Origin of the sequence: Sphingobium sp. IP1 (assembly GCF_002708645.1) — a bacterium.
GTDB lineage: Bacteria > Pseudomonadota > Alphaproteobacteria > Sphingomonadales > Sphingomonadaceae > Sphingobium > Sphingobium yanoikuyae.
In genome coordinates, this window is sequence record NZ_NOIW01000013.1 from 63696 (window position 1) to 89109 (window position 25414).

25 protein-coding genes are annotated in these 25414 nt (G+C 65.6%); 17 read left to right on the plus strand and 8 right to left on the minus strand.

All coding sequences use genetic code 11. The features are described 5' to 3' along the window. Positions 1–166 precede the first annotated feature (166 nt). From CG471_RS06685 to CG471_RS06720, 8 genes are all read left to right on the plus strand, one after another. Positions 167–2596, plus strand: a complete 2430-nt coding sequence (locus tag CG471_RS06685) for a TonB-dependent receptor (protein ID WP_099231318.1) — start codon at positions 167–169, stop codon at positions 2594–2596. Between the two features lie 209 nt (positions 2597–2805). Beyond that, positions 2806–3486 (plus strand): TetR/AcrR family transcriptional regulator, encoded by a 681-nt coding sequence (locus CG471_RS06690; protein ID WP_004209050.1) that lies wholly within the window; start codon positions 2806–2808, stop codon positions 3484–3486. A gap of 42 nt (positions 3487–3528) precedes the next feature. Next, positions 3529–4512 (plus strand): MDR family oxidoreductase, encoded by a 984-nt coding sequence (locus CG471_RS06695; RefSeq protein WP_017501844.1) that lies wholly within the window; start codon positions 3529–3531, stop codon positions 4510–4512. A gap of 4 nt (positions 4513–4516) precedes the next feature. Continuing rightward, positions 4517–6193 carry a class I adenylate-forming enzyme family protein gene (locus CG471_RS06700; RefSeq protein WP_099231319.1) on the plus strand — a complete coding sequence of 559 codons (1677 nt, stop codon included), beginning with the start codon at positions 4517–4519 and terminating at the stop codon, positions 6191–6193. Continuing rightward, positions 6190–7089 carry a sugar phosphate isomerase/epimerase gene (locus CG471_RS06705; RefSeq protein ID WP_099231320.1) on the plus strand — a complete coding sequence of 300 codons (900 nt, stop codon included), beginning with the start codon at positions 6190–6192 and terminating at the stop codon, positions 7087–7089. The genes CG471_RS06700 and CG471_RS06705 overlap by 4 nt, the downstream gene beginning before the upstream one ends. Positions 7090–7116: 27 nt before the next feature. Beyond that, positions 7117–7878 carry an SDR family NAD(P)-dependent oxidoreductase gene (locus tag CG471_RS06710; RefSeq protein WP_004209045.1) on the plus strand — a complete coding sequence of 254 codons (762 nt, stop codon included), beginning with the start codon at positions 7117–7119 and terminating at the stop codon, positions 7876–7878. Next, positions 7878–8300 carry a nuclear transport factor 2 family protein gene (locus CG471_RS06715; RefSeq protein ID WP_099231321.1) on the plus strand — a complete coding sequence of 141 codons (423 nt, stop codon included), beginning with the start codon at positions 7878–7880 and terminating at the stop codon, positions 8298–8300. Before CG471_RS06710 ends, CG471_RS06715 begins: the two co-directional genes overlap by 1 nt. Positions 8301–8378: 78 nt before the next feature. Then, positions 8379–9071 (plus strand): CDP-alcohol phosphatidyltransferase family protein, encoded by a 693-nt coding sequence (locus tag CG471_RS06720; RefSeq protein ID WP_099231322.1) that lies wholly within the window; start codon positions 8379–8381, stop codon positions 9069–9071. Positions 9072–9077: 6 nt separating this feature from the next. Here the strand turns inward: CG471_RS06720 and CG471_RS06725 are convergent, their stop codons facing one another. Continuing rightward, complete coding sequence (locus CG471_RS06725; protein WP_099231323.1) at positions 9078–9617, minus strand: cupin domain-containing protein; 540 nt, start codon at positions 9615–9617, stop codon at positions 9078–9080. Positions 9618–9802: 185 nt separating this feature from the next. Here CG471_RS06725 and CG471_RS06730 point away from each other — a divergent pair, with 185 nt between their 5' ends. From CG471_RS06730 to CG471_RS06745, 4 genes are all read left to right on the plus strand, one after another. Beyond that, entirely contained in the window at positions 9803–10585 is a 783-nt protein-coding gene (locus CG471_RS06730; protein ID WP_099231324.1) for a hypothetical protein, read from the plus strand. 100 nt (positions 10586–10685) lie between these two features. After that, a complete protein-coding gene (locus CG471_RS06735; protein WP_099231325.1) occupies positions 10686–11423 on the plus strand; it encodes an SDR family oxidoreductase in 738 nt (245 codons plus the stop codon). A 51-nt stretch (positions 11424–11474) separates the two neighbouring features. Then, a complete protein-coding gene (locus CG471_RS06740) occupies positions 11475–12944 on the plus strand; it encodes an aldehyde dehydrogenase family protein (RefSeq protein WP_099231326.1) in 1470 nt (489 codons plus the stop codon). Positions 12945–12975: 31 nt separating this feature from the next. Further along, complete coding sequence (locus CG471_RS06745) at positions 12976–13710, plus strand: TetR/AcrR family transcriptional regulator (RefSeq protein ID WP_010336464.1); 735 nt, start codon at positions 12976–12978, stop codon at positions 13708–13710. Positions 13711–13825: 115 nt separating this feature from the next. On the opposite strand, the gene CG471_RS06750 is transcribed toward CG471_RS06745, so the two are convergent. The 4 genes from CG471_RS06750 to CG471_RS06765 are packed head-to-tail and all read right to left on the minus strand — an operon-like array spanning position 13826 to position 17946. Further along, complete coding sequence (locus CG471_RS06750; RefSeq protein WP_097384832.1) at positions 13826–14632, minus strand: enoyl-CoA hydratase/isomerase family protein; 807 nt, start codon at positions 14630–14632, stop codon at positions 13826–13828. Between the two features lie 10 nt (positions 14633–14642). After that, complete coding sequence (locus tag CG471_RS06755; protein ID WP_099231327.1) at positions 14643–16853, minus strand: acyl-CoA dehydrogenase; 2211 nt, start codon at positions 16851–16853, stop codon at positions 14643–14645. 5 nt (positions 16854–16858) lie between these two features. Continuing rightward, positions 16859–17692, minus strand: coding sequence for a coniferyl-alcohol dehydrogenase (locus CG471_RS06760; protein WP_010336461.1), 834 nt, complete (start codon positions 17690–17692; stop codon positions 16859–16861). A 23-nt stretch (positions 17693–17715) separates the two neighbouring features. After that, positions 17716–17946 carry a ferredoxin gene (locus CG471_RS06765; RefSeq protein WP_004209034.1) on the minus strand — a complete coding sequence of 77 codons (231 nt, stop codon included), beginning with the start codon at positions 17944–17946 and terminating at the stop codon, positions 17716–17718. A 234-nt stretch (positions 17947–18180) separates the two neighbouring features. On the opposite strand from CG471_RS06765, the gene CG471_RS06770 reads away from it, so the two are divergent. From CG471_RS06770 to CG471_RS06790, 5 genes are read left to right on the plus strand one after another with little or no spacing between them, the layout of a single operon-like run. After that, positions 18181–19434: a cytochrome P450 gene (locus CG471_RS06770; RefSeq protein ID WP_099231328.1), complete on the plus strand. Its 1254-nt coding sequence runs from the start codon at positions 18181–18183 to the stop codon at positions 19432–19434. Further along, positions 19434–19838 (plus strand): Zn-ribbon domain-containing OB-fold protein, encoded by a 405-nt coding sequence (locus CG471_RS06775; RefSeq protein WP_004209032.1) that lies wholly within the window; start codon positions 19434–19436, stop codon positions 19836–19838. The genes CG471_RS06770 and CG471_RS06775 overlap by 1 nt, the downstream gene beginning before the upstream one ends. Continuing rightward, positions 19835–21001 carry a thiolase family protein gene (locus CG471_RS06780; protein ID WP_099231329.1) on the plus strand — a complete coding sequence of 389 codons (1167 nt, stop codon included), beginning with the start codon at positions 19835–19837 and terminating at the stop codon, positions 20999–21001. Before CG471_RS06775 ends, CG471_RS06780 begins: the two co-directional genes overlap by 4 nt. A 5-nt stretch (positions 21002–21006) precedes the next feature. After that, positions 21007–21753, plus strand: coding sequence for a DUF2889 domain-containing protein (locus CG471_RS06785; protein WP_099231330.1), 747 nt, complete (start codon positions 21007–21009; stop codon positions 21751–21753). A gap of 13 nt (positions 21754–21766) precedes the next feature. Then, positions 21767–22735, plus strand: a complete 969-nt coding sequence (locus CG471_RS06790; RefSeq protein ID WP_099231331.1) for an alpha/beta hydrolase — start codon at positions 21767–21769, stop codon at positions 22733–22735. A 9-nt stretch (positions 22736–22744) separates the two neighbouring features. On the opposite strand, the gene CG471_RS06795 is transcribed toward CG471_RS06790, so the two are convergent. The 3 genes from CG471_RS06795 to CG471_RS06805 all read right to left on the minus strand — a co-directional run bounded on the left by CG471_RS06795 (position 22745) and on the right by CG471_RS06805 (position 25358). Further along, on the minus strand, positions 22745–23752 hold the full coding sequence (locus CG471_RS06795; protein ID WP_099231332.1) for an LLM class flavin-dependent oxidoreductase: 1008 nt from the start codon (positions 23750–23752) through the stop codon (positions 22745–22747). A gap of 78 nt (positions 23753–23830) precedes the next feature. After that, a complete protein-coding gene (locus CG471_RS06800; RefSeq protein WP_037512962.1) occupies positions 23831–24670 on the minus strand; it encodes a TauD/TfdA family dioxygenase in 840 nt (279 codons plus the stop codon). A gap of 73 nt (positions 24671–24743) precedes the next feature. After that, on the minus strand, positions 24744–25358 hold the full coding sequence (locus CG471_RS06805; protein ID WP_037512964.1) for a TetR/AcrR family transcriptional regulator: 615 nt from the start codon (positions 25356–25358) through the stop codon (positions 24744–24746). Positions 25359–25414: the final 56 nt, after the last annotated feature.

The following is a 25414-nucleotide window of genomic DNA, read 5'->3' on the forward strand; positions in this document are numbered from 1 at the left end:
GACGATCTGGTGGAATCGCGATGGCGATATGTCGCCATCTGCAAGGCGGTCGGGCTTCTCGGGCCGCCAATATCAGGCATAACGAGAATCAACCAAAGCAAAAAAGATCACTGCATCAATGGTGACTCAATAGTCAACATGATGTTTATTTGGGGAGGCTTCACTTATGAATCGCATGTCGGCCTATTATTTGATCGGCGCGAGTGTCGCGGCACTCACCATCGCGACGCCGGCTCTTGCCCAGGCGCCCGAGGAACAAGCTGCAACCAGCAACACCGGTTTCGACGCCCAGATCATCATCGTCGAGGCGCGTCGTCGCGGCGAAGACATTCAGGACGTGCCTGCGGTGGTCAACGCGGTCACCGAACAGGCGATCGGCAACCTCAACATCCGCACCTTCAACGAGGTCCAGGCGCTGGCGCCAGGCCTTGAACTGACCAACAATGCCAATGGCATCGGCGGCAATGCGCGCCTGCGCGGCGTGAATTTCGACGCCAATGCCAGCGGCAACAGCGGCACCATCCAATTCTACTTCAACGACGCGCCGCTCTCGCCGGGCGCCGTGCTGCAGCAGATGTACGACATCGGCCAGATCGAAGTGCAGCGCGGGCCGCAGGGCACGCTGCGCGGCCGCGCTTCGCCGTCGGGTTCCATCACCATCACCACGCGCAAGCCCGACCTCAACCAGTTTGGCGGCTTCATCGACTGGACCGGCAACGATATCGGCACGCTCAACTTCAAGGGCGGGCTCAACCTGCCGATCATCGAAGGGATTGCCGGCATCCGCGTGTCGGGCGTCTGGAACGAGGATGATGCCGATCGCGTGCGGCCGCTCAGCGGCGGACCGAGCCCCTGGTCGCGCACCAAGAGCACGCGCATCGTCGGCACGATCGAGCCGACCGACTGGCTGAAGCTGGAGGGCACCTATCAATATATGGACCGCGATGCGCGGACCTATGACCAGGCGATTTCCTTCAGCGAAGCCAATCCCGACGCCACGCCCAGCCCGGTGCTGATCACGGCCAAGGATCGCCTGTCGATCCAGGAACAGCCGCGCATCATCAACCAGCGCTTCGACATCTTCAACTGGCGGTCGGAACTGGCTTTTGCCGGCCAGCGCCTGATCTATCAGGGCATGTATACCAAGCAGAAATTCCATTCGACCGACAATGTCGACGATGGCAATTTCTTCATTGGCCGCGACGTCAATCAGGTCACCGACACGGTGGCCAAGGAAACCTCGCATGAAATCCGGTTGCAGAATGAAGAGCGTGTCTTCGACATGTTCGACTATGTCATCGGCTTCTTCGACGACCGGCTCAACCCGCCGACCCACCTGACCTCGCCGACCATCGTGCGCCTGCCTGCTGCCCTTGGTGGTCGGATTGCCTCGATCGTGCAGACCGAGATCGATCGCACCGGCAAGTCGCACGAACAGTCCTTCTTCGGCAACCTGACCGCCCATTTCGGCGAGGCGACCGAACTGGCGGGCGGCCTGCGCCAGATCAAGTATAAGTCGAACAACTATCTGGCGGTCAACGGCAACACCATCGCCGCGGACTCGCAGGATGCCGACAAGCTGATCTACAGCGCGTCGATCAAGCATAATTTCACGCCGGACTTCCTGGTCTATGCCGCCACCGGCAGCTCCTTCCGTCCGGGCATCAACGTGGTCGGCGACTTCAACATCGCGCCGTCGGCGCTGGAGCGCTCCTTCCTCGACCTGCCGCCCGAAACCTCCAAATCCTATGAGCTGGGCTTCAAGAGCACGCTGATGGGCGGGCGGATGCGCTTCAACGTCACCGCCTATCACCAGAAGTACAAGAACTTCCCCTATCGCGTGCCCAACAACGGCGTTTATTATGTGAACACCGTCGCCGTCCGCAATGCGGCTGGCCAGGTGACCGGCACCGCGCAGCAGGTCGGCTCGTTCAACTTCGTGGGCGCGGTCCCGGTCGAGGTGAACGGCGTGGAAAGCGAACTGGGCTTCGACATCACCCGCAGCTGGAACGTCAACCTGACCGGCAGCTATTCGCTCGGCAAGATCAAGAACGGCACCATTCCGTGCAACGACCTGAACGGCGACGGCATCCCCGATCCGGTCGGCAATGCGCCCAGCCTGGCGGAACTGCAGGGTGCGGTCGGTGCCGACAATCTCTCGGCTTGTCAGGTGAACCAGCGCGCGGCCTTCCTGCCGCCGATCACCGCCACGCTGCAGAGCGAGTTCCACACGACCATTTCGGGCAAGACCGACGGTTTCATCCGTGGCCTCGTCAATTATAACGGCAAGTCGAAGGGCGATCCGGGCAATAATTATGACGATGTCAGCGCCTATGCGCTGGTCAATCTCTATGCCGGTATCCGCGATCCCGATGGCGGCTGGGAAATCTCGCTGTTTGCCAAGAATCTGTTCGACACGACCAAGGTGCTGACGCGGACCACCCCGCTCTTCACCGGCTATCAGCAGATCACCGGCTTCACCGCGACCGGCGCGACCACGGCGGCGGCGACCTATACCAGCACCTATACCGGTGCCACGGTCACCCCGCCGCGCGAATTTGGCGTCAATCTGCGCTTCGCCTTCGGTTCGCGCTGATCCATCCGCGCCAAGGACCAGACGATCGGCCGGGCAGCCCCAGGGGTTGTCCGGCCGATCGGCGTTTGGGGCCATGGCCTTCGCGGGAGCGATGAGGGCGCGGCCGCCGGGCCGCAGCGATTGACTCTGGCCCCGGAGCGGGCAGGGATGGAGCCGATCAACAGGGCTGATCATTATAGGCTCTGAACGATCAACCTAGGTGAGGCAGCATGACGGACATTCGGAAAAGGCGCGCCCGCGATCCCGTGGCGACCCGTGAGGCCATATTGGAAGCCGCCCGTGCGCTGCTGGCCAAGGATGGGCCGGATGGCGTCAGCCTGTCGGAAGTGGCCCATCTCGCCGGCGTCAATCGCGGCACCGCCTACCAGCATTTCGAAACCCGCGAGAAGCTGATCGAGGCGACTGCGGACTGGGTGTCGGAACGCATGTTCCGTTCGGTCTTCGGCGATCCCGAGACGATCGGCGAGCGCCGGGTCGAGGAAGTCGACATTGCCGACACCACCGACCGGCTGGCTTTGTTCGCGATGGACAATCCCGAGCTGTGCCGCATCTGGCTGCTCCAGCTTCTGGCCTCGCCCGATCCGATGGCCGATCCCTTCTGGCGCGAATATGAAGGTTCGCTCCAGCGCTTCGCCCACAGCGATCTCGCTGAAGACGGCGTCGATGCCGAAGTCCTGTCGGTGCTGATGCTGGCCGGTGCCTTTCTCTGGCCGATCTGGGCGCGCAGCCATGCGCGCGAAGAGGGGGAACGGAGGGCCCTTGGCCGTCGCCTCGCCCAGGAATGCCTGCGCCTGTGCATGTTCGGATCGATGCGCAGCGACAAATTCCCCGACATTGCCGAGCGGCTCGGCCGTCCGCTCGCGCCGCTTCCCAGGGTTGCGCAGGGATAGGCTGCCCGATTTCCCTTTCTCTCTTCAAGAAGGACCGACCGCATGTTTTCCGCCATCCTGATCGAAAAGACCGACGACAAGCAGAGCGTGTCGCTCGCGCAGGTCGATGAGGCGCAGCTGCCCGAGGGCGATGTGACCATCGACGTCGATTATTCGACCCTGAACTACAAGGATGGCCTGGCGATCACCGGCGCCTCGCCGGTGGTGCGCAAATTTCCGATGGTGCCCGGCATCGATCTGGTCGGCACCGTCCGCAGCTCCGACCATGGTGACTGGAAGGCCGGCGACAAGGTGGTGCTGAACGGCTGGGGCGTGGGCGAGGGCCATTGGGGTGGCCTCTCCCAGGTCGCCCGGCTGAAGGGCGACTGGCTGGTGCCGCTGCCCAGCGCCTTCACGCCCAGCCAGGCGATGGCGATCGGCACGGCCGGCTATACCGCGGCGCTCTGCGTCGAGGCGCTGGTGAAGGCGGGCGTGACCCCCGATCAGGGCGAAATCCTGGTCACCGGCGCGACCGGCGGCGTCGGCAGCGTTGCGGTTGCCCTGCTCAAGAAGGCGGGCTTCACCGTGATCGGCTCGACCGGCAAGTCGGCCGAGGGCGACTATCTCAAGACGCTGGGCGCCGACGGCGTGATCGACCGCGCCGAACTGTCGGAAAAGGGCAAGCCGCTGCAGAAGGAGCGCTGGGCCGGCGTGGTCGACTCGGTCGGCAGCTTCACCCTCGCCAATGCCTGCGCCCAGACCCGCTATGGCGGTGCGGTCGCCGCCTGCGGCCTCGCTCAGGGCGCCGATTTCCCGGCGACCGTCATGCCCTTCATCCTGCGCGGCGTGCGCCTGCTCGGCGTCGACAGCGTGATGGCGCCCAAGCCCGTGCGCCTCGCCGCCTGGGCGCGGCTGGCGCGGGATCTCGATCCGGCGCTGCTGGAGGTGATCGCGCAGGAAATCTCGCTCGGCGATGCGATCGGCGTCGCCGCCGACCTGCTCGCCGGCAAGGTGCGCGGCCGCGTCATCGTCGACGTCAACCGCTAAGCCGATGGCTGCGCTCTCGATCGTCGCCGGCCCGCATCTGTCGGAAGAGGAGGGCCTTGGCACGCTGACGCTCGGCGGCTGGCTGCGTGAGGTCACGCAGGCCCATGCCGGGCGGGAGGCGCTGGTCTTCCACGGACCCGATGGCGTGGTCCGCTGGAGCCATGACGATCTGTGGGCGCAGGCCAATGCGGTCGCCCGGTCGCTGGTCGCCTGTGGCGTGGGCAAGGGCACGCGGGTCGGCGTGCTGATGACCAACCGGCCGGAATTTCTCTCGGCCGTGTTCGGCGTCGCGCTGGCGGGCGGCGTCGCCGCCACGCTCAGCACCTTCTCGACCCCGGCCGAACTCGACCATCTGGTCCAGTCCTCGGCCTGCTCCGTGCTATTGCTCGAACGCGCGGTCCTCAAGAAGGATTTCGGCGCGATCCTCGCCGATCTGGAACCGGCGATCGGCGTCGCGGGCGACGGCCGGCTCGTCTCCACCCGCTTCCCCTTCCTGCGCCATCTCGCCGCCGTCGACGGAGCGATGGGCCGGATCGAGGACTGGCGCGACTTCCTCGCGCGCGGTGACGCGGTCGATCAGGCGCTGGTCGATGCCGCTGCCGCCACCGTCATGCCGGCCGATCCGGGCGTGCTCTTCTTCTCCTCCGGCTCCACCGCCAAGCCCAAGGGCATCATCAGCGCCCATCGCGGCCCGACCTTGCAGCTCTGGCGCTGGAAGCGCTTCCTGCAAGCGAAGCCCGATGCCCGCGCCTGGTCGGCCAACGGCTTTTTCTGGTCGGGCAATTTCTGCATGGCGATCGGCGGCGCGCTGACCGGCGGCGGCAGCCTGATCCTGCAACAGACCTTCCAGCCGGCGGAAGCGCTGAGCCTGATGGAGGCGGAAAAGGCGACCATGGCCTTTGCCTGGCCGCATCAATGGGCGCAGCTGGAAGCCGCGCACAATTGGGGCGATGTCGACCTGTCCTCGCTCTATTATGTCAATCCGGCCAATCCGCTCGGCCGCCATCCGACCGTCAGCACAAACTGGCAGGAACCGATGGCCGCCTATGGCAATACCGAGACCTTCACGATCAGCTCGATCTTCCCGTCGGGCACGCCGGAAGAGCGGATCGCCGGCAGCCATGGCGCGCCGCTGCCCGGCAATATCTTCAAGATCGTCGATCCGCTCACCGGCGCGGTCGTGCCGCTCGGCGAACGGGGCGAGATCGCGGTCAAGGGACCGACCTTGATGCTGGGCTATGTCGGCATCCCGCTCGATGACTCGGTCGATGGCGAGGGCTTCTTCCGCACCGGCGATGGCGGCTGGTTCGACACGGAAGGACGGCTGCACTGGGAAGGGCGGCTCAACGACATCATCAAGACCGGCGGCGCCAATGTCTCGCCGATCGAGATCGACAGCGTCATCAAGACCTGTCCGGGCGTCAAGGTGACCCAGACCGTCGGCGTCCCGCATGAGACGCTGGGCGAGCTGGTGGTCACCTGCATCGTCCCGCATGCGGATGCCACGCTGGACGAGGACGGCATTCGCGGCTTCGCCAGGGAGCAACTGGCCAGCTTCAAGGTGCCCCGCCGCGTCCTCTTCTTTGCCGAGAGCGATCTGGAACTGACCGGCAGTGCCAAGATCAAGACCGCCGACCTCAAGACATTGGTGGTGAAGCGGCTGGAGGTCGAGGCGGCGTGACCGATCCGGCCGGGCACTTGCGGGCGCCGCAATGCCTTGGTCGCCGGTCGCTGCTGCTGGGCGGTGGCGCGGCCTTGTTGCTGCCGGGCCAGGTGGCGGCGAGGCGCGGCGCATCGACGCTGGGCCTGGCCGACACGACCGTGCGCAAGGAACTGGCGCGCGACTATGCCGGCACGCTGCGCGCGGTGGCGGCGATGGGCTATGGCCGGTTCGGCTTCCGCCTCGCTTCCTATGTCGCCAACGACCCGTCCGAACCCATGCCGCAGGACAAGGCCCGCATGGTGCGCGACGCGGGCATGACGGTGGGCGTGGTCCGGCTCGGCGTGCGCGGCGCGGACTATGACCGGCAGTTCGATCAGGCGGCGGCGATCGGCGCGAACATCGTCGCGCTGACCACCGCGCCGATCTTCATCGCCAGCCGCACCCTGGGCCAGACGACCCGCGCCGCGCTCGACGCCTATATCCCGCAGCTTGCGGCGCTGGGGGAAAAGGCGAAGGCGGCCGGCCTGACGCTCGCCTATCATAATCACTGGTATGATCTGATGCCGATCGACGGCGACCGGCCGCTCGACCTGATGGCCAGCCGGATCGCGCCGGACCTGCTCTCGTTCGAGGTCGACCTGGCCTGGACCTGGTATGCCGGCGTGGCGCCGCTCGAACTGCTGGCCGCGCTGGGACCGCGCGTGGTGTCGATGCATCTCAAGGATATTGATCGCGCACGTGGCACGGCAATTACCGACCATGCGGTCACCCCCGGCCGTGGCGAGATGGACTATGCCGCGCTGATGCCGCGCATCGCCCGGCTGACCCGCGCGACCGGCTATGTCGAGGTGGACAATCCCCAGGATGGGCTGGCGGCTGCACGCGCCGCCATGGCCTATCTGCGCGGGCGATAGGGTTTCAAACAGAATAGGAGGCAGAGGATGGCGGGACGTTTCGCGGGGAAGACCGTATTGGTTACGGGCGGCGCGGCCGGTCTGGGCCGCGCTTATGCGCTCGCCTTTGGCGGCGAGGGCGCGCATCTGATCCTGGCCGACATCAACGAAGCGGGGCTGGCCGAAAGCAAGGCGCTGGTCGAACAGCTTGGCGCCACCGCCGCCGTGCATCGCGTCGACATGAGCGACGAGGCGGATATCCAGGCCTTCGCTGCTGATGTGCTGGCCGTCCATGACCGGCTGGATGTGCTGATCAACAATGCCGGCCTCCATGCTGGCGAGATTGCGCGCGGTTTCTTCGGTCTGGGTCAGGCCAAGTGGCAGCATTATTTCGCGGTCAACACCATCGGCCCGCTGCTGCTGGCCGAAGCGCTGCGACCGGCGCTGGCCAAGGCGAAGGGCGTCATCATCAACAAATCGTCGATGGCCAGCTACAACCCGGCCACCGCCTATGGCATCACCAAGGCCTCGCTCAACATCTTCACCCATGCGATGGCGATGCAGTTCGGCCAGGACGAGATACGCTGCGTCGGCATCGCGCCGGGCCTGATGGCGACCGAGGCGGCGCAGGACGGCGTTGCCGCCGACAATTGGGAGCGGCTGAAGGGCATGCAGTCGGTCAAGCGCCAGGGCACGGCCGAGGATATCGCCAATCTCGGCCTGTTCCTCGCCTCCGACGAGGGCAGCTTCATCAATAATCAGGTGATATTGTGCGATGGCGGCAACCAGATGCGCGGTTTCCGTTTCTGATGGCCACGCCCGATTTCGCCGACTGGCTGGCCATCGCCAATGTGAAGGCGCGCTATTGCCGCCTGCTCGATACCAAGGACTGGGACGGCTTTGCCGCGCTGTTCACGCCCGACTTCCGGCTCGACGCCACCGGATCGGGCGGGCCGCTGCTGGAGGGGCGCGATGTCGCGATCGCCAGCGTCCGCGCCTCGATCGACGCGGCGCGCACCGTCCATCATGTCCATTCGCCCGAAATCGCCGTCGACGGCGACACCGCGACCGCCATCTGGGCGATGCAGGACCATCTGGTCTGGCCCGATGGCCGCAGCCTGATCGGCCATGGCCATTATCATGAACAATATCGCCGCGAAGACGGCCACTGGCGCATCGCCCGATCCCGTCTCACCCGGCTGGCGATCGACATGAAGGCGCCACCGACCTGAACGGGAAGGCGGGCACCATGTCGTCATGTGTGGGGGATGTTGCCTTGTCCGCGCCACATATGTCCTCGATAAGGGATCATGACAGATCAAAGACATGATGCGGCCACGACGCTGGACCGCATCCAGCAAAATTTCCTGGCACGCTCCGAACGCCAGCTTCTCACCTGGTTGTGCGCTCGGATGCCGCGACAGGTCACGCCGGACCTTTTGACCCTGCTGGGGCTGATCGGCGCGCTGATGACCTTCATCGGTTATACCGCCAGCAATGTCGGTGCATCCTGGCTGCTGCTCGCGATCCTGGGCTATGTCATCCAGTGGTTCGGCGATTCCATGGATGGCAGCCTGGCGCGCTACCGCCGGATCGAACGCCCCTCCTATGGCTATTTCATCGACCATAGCTGCGATGGATTGGTGACCTTGCTGATCCTCGCCGGCATCGGCCTCAGCCCCTATGTCACCATGGATGTCGCCCTGGTGGCGCTCGCCGGCTATCTGCTGCTGTCGATCCACGCCTATCTCTCCGCCCGCGTACTGGGGGAGTTCAAGCTCTCCTATCTGTCGGCTGGCCCGACCGAATTGCGGCTGATGCTGATCGCGCTGACGGTGATGATGATGGTGCTGGGCGACAAGCCCGGCCTGTTCGGGCGCTGGTCCGGCTTCGACATCTTCGTCGGCACGGTCGGGGTGATCCTGATCATCCTGTTCGTCGGCCAGACGCTGGTGACCGGGCGCCGCCTCGCCGCGCATGAGTCGGCAAACGGACGGGGCTGATCACCTCTATCCGCCGCCGGGCTCGGGTCCGAAGGACAGGCCCGACGGCGGCGTCTCGCCCGGCCAATGTGCGCGCTGCGCCGCGACCTGCGCCACCGCCCGGTCCCAATAGGCGCGGTTGTTGGCGAGCATCCTGATGTCGAAGCTGTCGGCGCCGCGAAATTCCAGCACCTCGACGCCCTGGTCGCCGGGCACATAGGTGTAGGGGACGTTGGCGCCGACGAAGAAGCCGTCGCCCGCGCCCAGTTCCTCCGTGCCGATGCGCAATGATCCGGCGAGGATGAAATAGAGGCAGTCGACATCATGGCTGTGGCGCGGCAGCGGAAAGCCGCTGCGGAACCAGGCATGGGTGAGGCTGAGGCCCGGCATGGAAAAGAGCAGCTTCACCCGCGTGCCTTCCAGCATGCCGGCCTCGACCGCGGCGATCGATCCTGCCATCTCGATCGGCGTCGGCGGCACCGTCGCCATCAGGCCGCTTTCCTCGAAATCGGTCGCGTCCTTCGCGCGGAACAGGGCGAAGCGGGGCGCGGCTACAGGGTCGGTCATCACGCGTCCTTCCGGCATGATTGCCGCGCCAGGATGGGGAGCACTGCCGACAGGGTCAATTCGCGCCCGCCTCTCAATGCCCCGGCGATCATTGGCCGGCGGCTCTGGCATGTGCGGGGCATCCATGCTGGATTGCCGCCGCACACAGGGTCGGGACCAGCCGGCCGGGCAGCCGGGGACGAGGAATGAGCCTGTATACCACCATCCATCTGCACAATGTCGCGGCCGGCCGCGAGGAGGATTATGCCCGCTGGTTCGACGGCGCGCATCAGGCGGATCTGGCCCGGCTGCGCGGCTTTCGGTCGGCCGATCGCTATGAAGTCACGCCGCAGCAGATCATGCCCGACATTCCCCAGCCCTGGCGCTTCCTGTCGGTCTATGAGTTCGATTATGCCGCGCCGGAGATCGACCTGCCGGCGCTAGCGCCCTTGCTGGCCGATGCGCGCGACGCGGGGCTGATCGACGACAGCGACGAAAGCGAGCGCATCCACAGCTACGCCATGTATTCGGACTGGGTCGCCAGCCCCAATCACCAGGCCGACCAGCCCTTTTCCGGGGTCTCGATCATCCTCGCCAATTTCGTCGCCGGGCGGGAGGCGGAATATCATCACTGGTATGACATGGTCCACGGCCCCGAAGTGACCCGCGTACCGGGCAAGGTAGCGATGAAGCGTGGGCGTCTCTCGCCGCTTCAGGTCGAACCGCGCCGCTATTGTCCCGGCAGCGACCTGGTCTTCTGCGCCCAGCAGACCGACGACCTGCTGTTCACGGTCAAGGATTTCAGCGCCCGCGCGCGCGGCGTCAGCCCCAGCGGCGTCGCCTTCCAGCCGCGCTCCTCGGCCGGCTCCTTCGCCCGCACGGTCCATTATTTCGGCAGGGTCAGCGGCACCCGCTTCTGGCCCGGCGGCATCGCCTATGATGGCGACCTGTCCGTCTATCCGGCCGATTTTGCGCGGCCGGCGGGCTGAGGGCGGGAACCATCGCAAGCGCGATGCGGCATGGCCTTGCCCGGCCGAAGAAGCCATGCGCTATTAGCATGAAGTTTGAAAAGAACAGGTGGAGCGAGAGGTGAGGAAGGTCATCGTCATTACCGGTGCGGGCGACGGGCTGGGACGCGCATTGGCGCGGCGGTTCGCGCGCGATGGCGAAACCGTCATCCTGCTGGGCCGTACCCTGTCGAAGGTCGAGGCGGTCGCGCAGGAACTGGGCGAACCCCATTTCGCGGTCGAATGCGATGTCGGCAATCCCGATTCCGTCCGCGCCGCCTTTGCCACGATCGCGCAGCGTCATCCCCGGATCGACGTGCTGATCAACAATGCCGCCATCTACGAACCCTTCACCCTGGCCGAGGTGCGCGACGAGCAGATCGCAGCATTGCTCGCCACCAATGTCGCAGGCCCGATCCATTGCGCGCGCGAGGCGCTGCCGCTGCTGCGCGGGGGCGGCCATATCATCAATGTCACCAGCGAATCCGTGCCGCTGAAAATGCCGATGCTGTGGCTCTATGCCGGCGGCAAGGCGGGCCTTGAACTGATGTCGGACATGTGGGCGCGCGAACTGGAGCCCGAGGGCGTGCGCGTCACCGTGGTCCAGGCCGGCATGATGATGGACGAGACCAAGACCGGCAGCAGCTGGCCGATGGATGTCGCGATCCGCTTCGCCCAGGAAAATGCCAAGGTCGGCCTCAACCTACGCGAGCGCGGCATCAGCCATTATAATTCGGTCACCGACGTCTTCCGCGCCGTGCTCGACATGCCGGCGGACCTGCACATCGGATCGGTCGCCCTGAGCGCGCGCAAGCGCTGACCGGGCGACTTATCCACAACATCCACAGAAGTTATCCACAGGAAGGCGATCATGGCCACTCTTCCCGAAGCCAAGCTCTATATCGACGGCGTGCTGCGCGGTGCCGAAGGCGGCAAGACCTTTGAGGTGATCGGCCCCTGGACCGGCGAGCCGGTCGGCAGCGCCGCCGATGCCTCGCCCGCCGATGTCGAGGCCGCGATCGTCGCTGCCCGCCGCGCCTTTGACGAAACCGACTGGTCGACCAATGTCGACCTGCGCGTCGCGCTGGTGACGAAGCTGCGCGACCTGTTCCAGGCGAACAAGGAACGGCTGTCGGATTTGGCCCGGCATGAGGCCGGCGCCGCCATGGGCGCGGTCGGCCGTGCCCATGTCGACATGGCGCTCGATGGCTGGGACGATTATCTCGCCGTCTTTCCCAAGCTGGAATGGGAAAAGGATTATGGCGGCCGCACCGGCTATGGCTTCGAAAGCCTGCGCAAGGCGGTCTATGAGCCGGTCGGCGTGGTGGCGGCGATCACGCCCTGGAACGTGCCGCTCTATGTGAATGTCGGCAAGGTCGTGGCCGCGCTGCTGGCTGGCTGCACCGTGATCCTGAAGCCCGCGCCCAACACGCCGGGCATGGGCGCCATCTTCGGCGAACTGGCGGCGGAGGCGGGCTTCCCCGCCGGCGTCATCAACGTCGTGTTCGGCAGCGACCCGGCGCTGGCCGGCGAGATGCTGGTCACCGATCCGCGCGTCGACCTTGTCTCCTTCACCGGATCAACCGGCGTGGGCAAGCGCATCATGGAACAGGGCGCCGCCACGCTGAAGCGCGTCTTCCTGGAACTGGGCGGCAAGTCGGCCAAGATCGTGCTCGACGATTCCGCCAATTTCGCGATGGACGTCGCCCAGACCATGCTGGTCTTCCATGCCGGCCAGGGCTGCGCCGTCCATTCGCGCCTGCTGGTGCCGCGCAGCCGCTATGAGGAAGCGAAGGCGATCCTGAAGCATGCCTATGCCAGCTTCGGCGACAATTGGGGCGATTTCGACAATCCCCAGCACATCATGGGGCCGGTCATTTCCAAGCGGCAGATGGAGCGGGTGCTGTCCTATGTCGATATTGGCCAGGCCGAGGGCGCGACCCTGCTGGCCGGCGGCAAGGCGCGGCCGGACAAGGGCGGCGGCTATTTCATCGAGCCGACCTGCTTCGTCGACGTCACCAACGACATGCGCATCGCCCAGGAAGAGATTTTCGGGCCGGTGCTGGTGGTCATCCCGTTCGAGGATGATGCCGATGCCGTGCGCATCGCCAATGAAAGCAGCTATGGCCTGTCGGGCGGCGTCAGTTCGGGCAATCTTGACCGGGCGATCAATGTCGCCAAGCAGATCCGCAGCGGATCGATCAGCGTCAATGGCGGCATGTGCATCGCCGGCGACTTGCCTTTCGGTGGCTACAAGGCCAGTGGTGTAGGCCGCGAATGGGGCCTCGAAGGGATCGAGGAGTTCCTGGAAACCAAGCTGATCGCCTGGCGCGCCGCCTGAGGCGCGCGACGGGGCATGGATAGGACGGGTTTTGACGGCAAAGGCATCGATTGCGGCGGACGGGCCGTCGGAACCCAAGGGCCGGGGACGGGCCACCAAGGCGCTGAGCCATAATCTCAATGGCCAGCGCCTGGGTCGCAAGGGGCGCGACACGCGCGAGCGTATCCTGGCGGCGACCAACGAATTGTTGGCGGGGCCGGTGGATGTCGAAATCTCGCTGAGCGCGGTCGCGCGCCAGGCCTCGCTCGGCATGACGTCGCTCTACAATTATTTCTCCGATCTCACCGAATTGCTGCTCGCCGTGCTGGAGCCGGTGATGGCCACGGCCGAGGCCGACTATGTCGGCCTGCTTCGGACCCGATGGAGCGAGGAGGAACTGGGCGAGAAGGCGCTGGCCTTCGTCACTGCCTATCATGGCTTCTGGGTCAAGCATTCCCGCCTGCTCCACCTGCGCAACAATATGGCCGATCGCCAGAATGAGCGGATGATGCTGCATCGCGTCCATGCCGCCCAGCCGGTGATGCGGCTGCTGGTCGATCAGATGGATGGCGGCAGCGAAGAGGCCGGATCGCCGGTGTTCAGCATGGGCACCGCGCTGATGACCGGGCTGGAGCGTGTCGTCACCGTCACCACCGACATGGCGCTGCAGAATATCCTCCATTCCCCCCATCCGCTGGCGCGCACCCATTTGCTGCGGGCCGAGGCGCGGCTGATGGAGCTGGGCATCCGCGACTATCGCGCGATGCTGCGCGACGCGCGCGCCTGAGGCCAGCGCGCGTTCGACTTATCCACAGGGTTATCGACAGAAGTTATCCACAGCTTTTCCCACGCCTATCTGTGGAAAAAGCTGTGGATAAGTGTGTGGATGGGAGAAGGAAAACTCAATCCTTCTTGCCGCCAATGCCCTTCAAATAGCGTTCCATCCCCTCCAGATAGGCGGGGTTCAGCATCAGTGCGCTATTGGCCATGCGTTCGACATGGCGGCCCATGGACGGGCCGACTTCGGCGGCCAGTTCGATCGCGATCTTGGCGGCGCCCATCTGCTCGCCATTCTGCTTGGTGAGATGGCGACAGAAGGCGAGGGCCGCGTCCTCGAAACCCTCGTCGGGCATCACGTCATGCACCAGGCCCATGATCAGCGCCCGGTCGGCATCGGCCTTCTGGTTGCCCATGATCAGCCAGCGCGCCCAGTGCGGGCCGCAGATGCGGGTCAGGCGGCTGACCCCGTTGGAGGCCGGCAGCACGCCGAACAGCCCCTCGGGGAAGGAGAAGGCTGCGGATTTCGCGGCCAGGCGGAAATCGCAGGACAGGGCCATTTCCAGCCCACCGCCGACGCAGGTGGCGTGGATGGCGCAGACGATCGGCTTTTCCACATGCTCCATCTCGTCATAGATGCGCTGCATCCCGTTGAGCTGGAGCCGGTGATTCTCGCGGATGCCGCTGGGCGTGCGGGGATATTCCCTGGGCGACCCGCCGCTTTTCATGTCCGCGCCGGAACAGAAATAGCGGCCGGTCGATCGGACCAGCATCACCTTCAGGTCCGGCGTGTCGCGGAAACGGATCAGCGCCGCCTCGAACAGCGCCATCGTCTCCGCCGACAGGGCATTGAGCTTGTCCGGCCGGTTCAGCGTGGCGATGAGGATGCCATCCTGTTCCTGCGTCAGCAGATGGGGCGCGTCGTCCGTCATGCGATCTTCCTCAGGCGCGGGTGCGCGGCAGGCCGAGGCCCTTTTCCGCGATCATGCTGCGATGCACCTCGCTGGTGCCGCCATAGATGGTTGCGCCCTGCGCGTGGCGATAGAACATGTTGATCTCCTCCGCCGGCCCCTTGCGCTTGGACAGCGAGGCCGGGGCGGTGAGGTCGAGCAGATCGCGCGCGTCGGTCAGGAACTTCTCCGAACTGAACATCTTGGCCATCGGGCCATAGGCGTGGTTCGGCTTCTTTTCCGACATCACCCATTGGGCGCGATAGGTGATGAGTTCCGACGCCCACAGATTGGCGGCGGTGCGGGCCAGCCGCGCCTGTGCGCCGCCATCCTCGATCAGCGGCCTGCCCCTGTGGATAAGTTCCCGGCACAGCGCTTCGCCGGCCTGCAGCATCTTGCGCTGATATTTGGCGAAGCCGCCGCCATGTTCCAGCTCCAGGCTGGCGCTCATGGTGCGCACGCCGCCGTCGATCTCGCCCAGTCGCCAGCTGTCGGGGATGCGCACGCCGTCATAGAAGGTGATGTTGGTGCGCTCGTCCTGGAAGGTGTGGACCGGCTGCACCGTCACGCCATCGGCCTTCAGCGGCACGATGAACATGGTGAGGCCCTTGTGCTTGGCCACGTCCGGATTGGTGCGGCAGAGCATCAGCACATAGGTGGACAGGTTGGCGCCCGATGTGAACATCTTGGTGCCGTCGATCCGCCAGCTGCCGTCGGCCTCCTGCGTGGCGCGGCATTGCGCCGCGAACACGTCGGAGCCCGATCCGGGTTCGGAATAGCCGAGTGAGCAGATCACCTCGCCGCGCATGATTTCGGGCAGCACCGCCTGCTTCAACTCGTCGGTGCCGAAGCGGTGGATGATGAGCGACACCATTTGCGTCACATTGGCGGCGGGGTTATTATATCCCTGCTCCTCGAAGGCATCCATCGCCGCCGTCTTCTCATAGGCGGACAGGCCCCGGCCACCGACATCCTTGGGCAGGCCGAGATAGAGGAGATTTTGCGCCGCCAGCTTGCGGTTGAGTTCGGGGTTATAGCCCTCCCAGCTATAGTGGAAGGTCGCCCGCATCTCCGGCGTCACATTGGCGGCGAAGAAGGCGTTGATCTCGTCCTTGATCGTCTGCGCGGCTTCGCCCAGGTCGAAATCGACCGGCATCGGCCCGGCGTCGGGCAGGGCGGCGGCCTCATCGGCGTAGAGCCGGCGCCCGGCCTCGTCGAGCCAGCGCTGCGGATCGCCGCCGATCAGCGGCCAGGCCTTGGCCCGCAGATTATAGAGGAAGATGTCATATTCGGTGGTGAGGCCATAGCCGCCGAAGGTGTGGAGCGATTGCGCCACCGCCTTGGCCGCGCTCTGGGCGTTCCACCAGGCCGCGATCGATATCGCGCCCCCGGCTTCGGGCGCGCCATCGGCCAGGTCGCGGATCGCCTTCCACACCAGGAACTTGCCGCCGTCGATCTCGCAGAGAATGTCGGCCAGCGGATGGGAAATGGCCTGGAACTGGCCGATATATTGGTCGAACTGCTTGCGCTCGCAGGCATAGGCAGCGGCGAGCTTCAATGCCTCGCGGCCGATGCCGGCCAGACCGGCGGCGATCAGCAGCTTCCATTCCTCGATCCCGGCGGCGAAGGTCGCCAGCGCCTCGGCGCCCGAAGCCAGCACCGTGCGCGGATGCGCCGACAGGTCGATCTCCGCGATCGGGGTGGAGGCGAGATTATCCTCCGCCTTGCGCGCCTCTGCGGGCACGGTGACGAGGATGATATCGTCGCCCGACCGGGCCAGCACGGCTTCGGCCACCAGGCCACCGCCAATCCACTGGACGGGTGTGTCCGCCACATCCTCGAAGGCGAAGCTGGCGACCGCATCGCCCGCCAGTACGCGGCCGAGCAGGTCGGCCGTCGCCTCGCCGCCCAGCTGCGCCAGCAAGCGCGCCGCCACCAGCGCTTCGGCCAGCGGCCCCGAAGCCAATGTCCGTCCCGCTTCCTCCATCAGGATGGTCGCGTCGAACAGGCCGAGGCCGAGACCCCCGGCCTCTTCGGGCACGCGGATCGACAGCGCGCCCAGTTCCGCCAGCCCCTGCCACAGGGCCTGGTCGAAGCCGGTCGGCGCGGCGGCGCGGACCCGCGCCATGCTGCTATGTTCGTCCAGGAAGCGCGCGAACATGTCGCGCATCATCTCCTGATCGTCGGTCAGGTTGAAATTCATGGGGTTCAGGCCTCGGCGGGCGCCGAACGCCGCATCATGACGCTGAGGTCCACCTGGCCGGTGGCGACGCCGCCCATGAAGCCGCCATCGACCGGGAAGACCACGCCATTGACGATGCCGGCCAGATCGCTGTTCAGCAGCACGATGCCGCCCGCCTGTTCGGCCGGGGTCGAGTAACGGCCCATCGGTTCGGCGGCGGCGGCGACCACATCCTTGCCGGATGCGGCCTCGAACGTCGCCATCATCGGCGTCTGGGTGGGCGAGGGCAGGGTGCAGTTGATGCGAATGCCCTTCTTGATGAGATGCGCGCCCATATACTGGGTCCAGACGATCACATTCTCCTTGGAGAAGCTGTAGCCTTCCTTGACCACATCATCGAGATGCGCCTCGCACCAGGCGACGGCGGCGTCATAGCCCTTGGTGGTGACGAACTCCATGTTGGTCGGGATGCGGCGGCTCCAGCCCAGCCCGCCGGTGGAGGCGATGCTGGCGATCGCGCCGCCCGGTCCCATCAGCGGCAGCACCTGTTCGGTCAGGTGGCGCAGGCCGATGAAGTTCACCTTCATGACGTCGAGCGGCGGGAAGGACTGGGGCAGGCCGGCGCAGTTGAACAGCGCATCCACCTTGCCGCCGATGCCGGCCACCGCCGCCTCGATCGAGGCCGGGTCGCGCAGGTCGACATTGGTGAAGGAGGCGAGCGGCAGGCTGCTGTCCCTGAAGTCGAGGCCATGGACCTCGGCGCCCAGCTCCAGCAGCAGCTTGGCGGTCGCCTCCCCCATGCCGGAGAAGCAGCCGCTCACGATCACGCGCTTGCCCTTATAGCCCAAAATGTCGCTCATCTCGCTCTCCCGGATTCTCTGAATTATGCCTTGGCCTTGGGCGGCCAGCTGATGCTGCCATCATCTTCCTCGACGACGATGATGCGTTCGGGGCAGGCGCGCGCGCCGCGCTTGGCGGTCTGCTGCTCGCCATCTGCCACGTCGAAACCCTCGGTCGCGATATAGCCGTCCTCGTCCAGCGGATACATGTCCTCGGACACGGCGGCGCAGCGGGCATTGCCCACGCAGCCTGACTTTTCGATGCGGATTCTCATCTGCCCTCTCCGGCTATTCTGACCTTCCTTAGAAAGGAGATTGCGGCCCCGATCAACGTGGCGCCCGGCACAATCGCCATCGCGATACGGAGCCGCGGCGCGGATCGTCAGTGCGTTATGTCGCCGTGGTCATGCGCGATCATTTGCCTTTGCCGGATGGCCGGGCAAAACGGTCCGACAAGAAGGGACGTGCCTCGCGCACGCCCGCCCAAGCAGGGACAGACGGAGAGAATCATGGCCCACGCCACCTTGAGCCCCGCCGCGCCACAGCCGGCCCATGTGCCCGACGCGCTCGTCTATGATTTCGATGTCCATGCCGATCCGGGCCTGCTGGCCGATCCGCATGCGCGCATCCTCGACCTGCTGAAGACGGCGCCGCCGGTCTTCTGGACACCGCGCAATGGCGGCGGCTGGGTCGCGCTGACCCATGCCGCCAATTATGAGGCGTCGCGCGACACCGAAACCTATTCCAGCGAGTTCGTGCCAGCCGACAAGATGAAGGCGCTGCTCGCCTCGCTGCCGCCGGGCGCGCCGCATATCCCGCAGCCGATCCCGATCACGCTCGATCCGCCCGAGCACACCAAATATCGCCAGCCGCTGCAGAAGGTCTTCTCGCCCAAGACGATCGCAGCCCTGAAGGACAGCATCCGCGAACTGGCCGGCGAACTGATCGACGCGATCAAGGCCGATGGCCAGTGCGAATTCATGAGCTCGGTGGCCGAGCCGCTGCCGGTGCAGGTCTTCCTCAAGATGCTGGGCCTGCCGCTCGAACGGCTGCCGGAATATCGCCAGATCGTGAAGGAGCATATGGAAGCGATCGATACCGATCGCGAAGGATCGATGCGCCGCTTGCAGCGCATTGCCGCAGCGATGCGCGATACCGTGCTGGAGCGCAGGGACAATCCGAAGGACGATATCATCTCCATGCTGTGGAAGCTGGAGGTGGACGGTCAGCCGAGCACGCTTGCCGACATGGAGAATTACGGCGTGCTGCTGTTCATCGCCGGCCTCGACACGGTGATGAACGGCATGGGCCTTGCCATGCGCGGCCTGGCGCTCGACCTGCCGCTGCAGGCCAAGCTCCGCGCCGAGCCCAAGCTGGTGGCCGAAGCGGCTGAGGAAATGCTGCGCCGCTATACCTTCACCGTGCCGATGCGGGTGATCAAGAAGCCCGCCGAACTGGCCGGTGCCAAGATGATGCCCGGCGACATGCTCAAGCTGTTCCTGCCCGCCGCCGATCTGGATGCGAAGGAGTTTCCGCAGCCCGACAGCTATGATCTTGATCGCGAGAACAATGTTCACATCGCCTTCGGCGTCGGCCCGCATCGCTGCCTGGGTTCCCACCTCGCGCGCGTGGAGTTGCAGGTTCTCTATGAGGAGATGCTGGCGCGCCTGCCCGAATTCCGGCTCGATCCGGCCAAGCCGACGGTCTTCCATGGCGGCCATGTGATCGGCATCGAAAGCCTGAACCTGGTCTGGGACGTCTGATGGTCTGGCAACGTTCGCGCCCGCGCCTCGATCGGGAAAATCGCGCCTTCTGGACCGGCGGGGCGGAGGGGAAGCTCAACATCACCCGCTGTGATGATTGCGGCCAGTTCACCCATCCTCCGCGCGAGATTTGCCGTCATTGCCAGTCGGAAAATGTCGGCCCCCATGCGGTCGCCGGCACCGGCGCGGTCGATACCTATACGATCAACTATCAGGCCTGGGCCAAGGATATGGAGGTGCCCTTCGTCATCGCCCGCGTCCGGCTCGACGATGTGCCGGGCGTCTATCTGACCACCAATATCGTCAATTGCCCGGTCGATGCCGTCGACATGGATGACCGCGTCCGCGTCACCTTCGAGGAGCAGGACGGCATCTGGTTTCCCCTGTTCGAGAAGGTCGCATGAGCATGGCGCGCGAAGCCTATATCACCGGCATCGGCATGTCGGAGGTCGGCGTGCGGCTGACCCGGTCGCCGCTGGGCCTGACGCTGGACGCCGTGCGCGAGGCGATTGCCGACGCTGGCCTGACGCTCGACCAGATCGATGGCGTCGCCACCTATCCCGGCAAGATGTCGACCTTCCTCGGCTTCTCGCCGGTCAGTGCCGATGATGTGATCGAGATATTGGGGCTCAACACACGCTGGCATATCGGCGCGGCCGAGGCGACGGCGCAGCTGGGCGCGATCGCCGAGGCGGCAATGGCGGTGAAGGCCGGCCTTGCCCGCCATGTCCTGTGCTTCCGCACCGTCTATGAAGCGGCGGCGCTGGCCCGTCCCGACGAATTTCCGCCGATGGAACGGCGCAAGGATGTGTCGGGCAATTCGCAATGGGTCTCGCCCTTCGGCGCCTTTTCGGCCGCCAACTGGACCGCGCAATTCGCGATGCGCCACATGAAGCGCTATGGCCTGACCCGCGAACAGCTCGCCCAGGTGGCGCTGAACGATCATGCCAATGCCGCGCGCAACCCGCGCGCGATCGTCAAGAAGCCGCTGACCATGGACGAGTATATGGCGGCGCGGATGATCAGTTCGCCCTTCTGCCTCTATGATTGCGACCGCTTCACCGACGCCTCGACCGTGCTGATCGTGTCGGCGGGCGATGCGCTGGGCGAGGTGAAGACCACCCCGGTCCGCATCGCTGCCAGCGCCGGATCGGTCGAGCGCTACAGCTGGGACCAGGCCGAATGGGCGAGCGCCTATCCGACCGGGCGCGACCTGTGGAAGAATACCGACTACAGCGCCAAGGATGTCGATACCGTCCAATTTTATGACGGCTTCGCCTTCCAGCCGATCACCTGGCTCGAAGGACTGGGCTTCTGCGATGTCGGCGAGGGCGGCCAATTCCTCGAAGGCGGCAAGCGCATCGCGCTCGACGGCGAATTGCCGATGAACACCGGCGGCGGCCAGCTTGGCTGGGGGCGTCTGCATGGCTTCGGCTTTGCCTATGAATCGGTGGTGCAGTTGCGCGGCGAGGGCGGCGAACGGCAGATCGCCGGCGACCCGAAGGTGGCCGTGGCGACATCGGGTGGCGGCCCGATGGCGGCGGCGCTGCTGCTCGCAAGGGACTGATTGCGATGGACAGCGGCATGCTGGACATGCTGCCCGGCTTTCGCCGTCGCTTCCTGGTGACGCCGCTGCCGGGCCGGGTGACCGCCGCGGTCGAGGATGACTATCACAGCATGGCCGTCATCCTGCATCATGATGGCGCGCGCATCAGCGGTGTCGACGCGATCATGGAGCGGGTGCCCTGGACCACCTGTCCGGGTGCGCCGGCGGTGCTGCAGGCGACCTTCACCGGAGTCGCGCTTGGCGATGTCGCGGCGCGCGGCGAGAAGAAGGCGAACTGCACCCATCTGCACGACCTGGCCGTGCTGGCGGCAGCACATGCCGGCGACGAGGCGCCGACCCGCTATGAGATTCTCGCCTGCGACCCGATCGAGGGCGAGGCGGTTGCGGAAATCAGGCGCGACGGCATGCCGCTGTTACAGGTCGCCCATCGCAGCCATGTCATGACTGCGCCAGCCGACATTGCCGGCCAGTCGCTGATGAAGCTGCGGCCCTGGATCGACGCGCTGGACGAGCCCCAGCGTGAGGCCGCCCGGCTGCTGCAATGGGGCACGATCCTCGCCAATGGCCGGCTGATCCCGATGGAGCGGCAATCGACCGCGACCCGCGTGCCGCCCAACTGCTTCACCTTCCAGCCGGAAAATGCGGTCAAGGCGCAGCGCGTCGGCCGGGTGATCGACTTCACCGCCGAACCTTTGGTGCCGCTCGACCATTTTGATGGCGCGGCCTATGACCGGCCGCGCGACGCACAATAGAGGAAACGGGACGATGGACGAGGCGCGGCAACTGGTAGCCCCCGAATTGCGCGCGGCGCTTGACCTCTTCCCGCCGCTCGATCTCAGCGACCAGAGTATCGCCGCCTTCCGCCAGCCCTTTGCTAACCGGCCCGCCGAACCGATGCCCGAAGCGCTGGCCGCCGTGCAGCGCGAAGAAATCTTCCTGCCCGGCGCGCCCGGATCGCCCGATGTCCGCTGCCTGCTCTATCGCCCGGCAGAGACCGTTGGCGATGCGCTGCGGCCGGCCTATCTCCATATCCATGGCGGCGGCTTCGTGCTCGGCATGGCCGACATGAGCGACCTGTCCAACCGGGCGTGGGTGGCGCAACTGGGCTGTGTCGTCCTGTCGGTCGATTATCGGCTGGCGCCCGAAACCCCGTTCCCCGGCGCCCGCGACGATTGCTACGCCGCGCTCGCCTGGCTGCATGACCAGGCCGACGCGCTGGGCATCGATCCGACCCGCATCGCCATCGGCGGCGAGAGCGCGGGCGGCGGCCATGCCGTGGCGCTGGCGATCCATGCCCGCGACCTTGGCGCCTATCCGATCTGCTTCATGCTGCTCGACGCGCCGATGCTGGACGATCGCACCGGCAGCAGTGCGGCGCTCCACCCCGTCACCGGCCGGTTCGTCTGGACCCCGGTGCAGAATCGCTATGGCTGGGGCGCACTGCTGGGTCAGGAAGCGGGGACCGACCGCGTGCCCATGGCGGCCGTGCCGGCCCGCTGCCCCGACCTGTCCGGCCTGCCGCCCGCCTTCATCAGCGTCGGCGCGCTCGACCTGTTCCTGGAGGAGGATATCGACTTCGCCCGCCGGCTGCTGGCCCTCGGCATCGCGGTCGAACTCCATGTGACGCCCGGCGCCTATCATGGCTTCGGCCTGGCCGGCCCCGATACGCCGCAGATGCAGGCACTCCAGGCGATGCGCCTCGCTGCCCTCCGCCGCGCCTTGCAGGGGAACTGACGCCGCCCTTCAGAATGCGGGCATGACCTTGTCGGCGAACAGTTGGGCATAGGGCTGGAACTTTGCTGGCGGCAGGCCGGGCGGGAGCATCATCATGATATGTTCGACATTGATGCGCTGCTGCATCGCGCGGAAATGGTCGATCGCCGTGTTGGGGGTGAATATCTGCAGGATGCCGCTGCGCTTGAAGGCCTCTAGCGACATGGGTTTCAGCGCCACCTTGTCGATGCCCGATGCCTGATCCTCGGCCAGCCAGGCGCCATAGGTCTCGTTCACATGGTGGAAATAGGGGGTCATCTCTTCCATCGCCGCCTCGGGGTCTTCGGCGACCAGGGTGAACAGGCTCTGGATGCGGATGCGCGCGGCGGCCGGGTCTTTCCCCTCGGCGCGCAGCTTGTCGGCATAGAGGCCGCATACCTCCTCATTGCCGAAATAGCCGTCGGCATATCGGGCCACCCGCGCCAGCGCCTTTTCGGCAAAGCCGCCAATATAGAGGGGGATGCGGCCGCGCGGCGCAGCCGGGCGCAGGGACGCGCCGGTCACATTATAATGCTGCCCGGCAAAATCGACCGTCTCGCCGGCCCAGAGCCGCTGGACGATTTCCAGAAACTCGTCGAAGCGCGCGCCGCGCTTGCCGAAATCGACGCCATAGGCCTGGGTCTCGCGCCGGCGGTAGCCAATCGCCAGCGCCATCTCCAGCCGGCCATCGGACAGGATATCCAGCACCGCGCATTCCTCGGCAAAGCGGACCGGATGATAGAGCGGGGCGAGCGCGATCGCCGATCCCAGCCTGATCTTGCTGGTGCGCGCCGCGATCGCCGCCAGCGCGACATTGGGGGCGGGCATGTAACCATCCTGCGCGCCATGATGTTCGGGCACCCAGGCACCGGCAAAGCCCGCCGTCTCGCTCCAGGTGACGAAATCCAGTATCTCGGCATAGAGATCGGCCGGTCGCCTTTCCCATTGGGGCGGGTTCCGGAAATCATAGAGATAACCGAAGGTCAGCGGGGTGCTCATGACGATGCTCCGGGGGCAGGGCAAAACGCCCGCCAACCCGGTTGGGCGGCGGGCGTGGAAAGGCCGGACGGCCGATCCTTATTCGAAGGGTTCTTCGCCCTGCAGCTTGGTGCGGTGCATCATCCGGTTGCAGTCGGGATCATATTTCTCGGCCCGGTGCATGGTGCCGGTATTGTCCCAGATCACCAGGTCGCCGACGCTCCATTCATGGCTGTAGCTGAATTCCTCGCGGGTCGCCCATTCGCGCAGCCCGACCAGGATTTCGGCGCTGTCATAGGGATCGAGATCCTTGACCCGCTGGGCGGTGCAGCCCAGCACCAGCGACTTGCGGCCCGACTTGTGGTTCCATACCAGGGGCAGCTCATTCTCGCCAACCTGGCGCATGCCCTTCAGCTTGGCGAGGCTGGGCTCGGGCTCATAATAGAAGACCGTCGCCCAGACCGAGTGGATCACGCGCAGCGTCTCATATTCGGCCTTCTGCTCGTCGGTCAGCGCCTCATAGGCGGCATAGGTGTTGCAGAAGCCGGTATTGCCGCCCCAGGTCGCGGGCACCTTGCACGACAGCAAGGAGGCGAGGATCGGCACATCGTTCATCGTGCCGTCGATATGCCAGTAGAGCGATCCCTTGAGATATTCGGCGCTCTGCGGATTTTCCTTCACGTCGAGGGTGATCTTGTGGATTTCCTCGCCACCGCGATGCTCGGGGGCAAAGGCGCCCAGCGTCTTGGTGAAGGCGATCTGTTCCTCGTCGGTGAAGTCGATCTTCGGGAAGACCAGCACGCCGCGCTGTTCCAGCAACTCGCGAATCTGCGGCGCCAGTTCGCCGGCCAGCAGCTCCTCCTTGCTGTTGAGGATGCGGCTGCCGATGCTCGGCTTGATATCTTCATGCACGAAACGGGTAATGGTGGTGGCGGACATGCCTTGCTCTCCTATGCATCCCTGCGCGTTTGAACACATGTTCAACATGCCTGCATGGAAAAGTCAATGCCTCTCATTTTTCGGGCGGCAGCAATTCGTCCAATAGCGCCTCGACCGAAGCGCGCGCGTCGGCATGGCCGCTCGCGACCCCCATGTCGGCTTCCATCACCAATGTGCGGCCCACCGCCGCGAGGAGCAGGCTGAGGCCCGCTGCCGTCACCTTGTGATCGGCGAGTCGATCGCCCAGCAACTGCTCCATCAACTGGGCCTGGCGATCCCGCATCGCTTCGCTGTGGCGGGCGATCTCGGCACGGATCGCCTTGCGATGATTGGCCATGGCGACGAATTCCATCGCCAGCGCGTTGCGGCTGGGGTCGGAAAAGAAGCGCCACAGCGCCCGCACCGGATCGGCGCTGGTCAGCGCCGCCTCGATCATCGCGTCGCTCTGCTCCGCGCCGCGGCGGAACACTGCCAGCAGCAGGTCGTCGGTGGTCGGGAAATAATAATGGACCAGCGAGGGCGGCAGTTCGGCGCGCAGCGCCACCCGGCGCGAACTGGCGGCGGCATAGCCTTCGTCGCGGATCACCTGTTCGGTGGCCTCCACGATCCGGGCGCGGGTTTCGGAGCTTTCGGCGCCGACGCGACGTTTCTGGACCATGGCCGGAGCATAAATGGCCGGGCCGCCCATGCAAGCGTCCCGGCTCCCGTCGCCAGATGCGGTCCTGTTAATGCGACCCCATATAG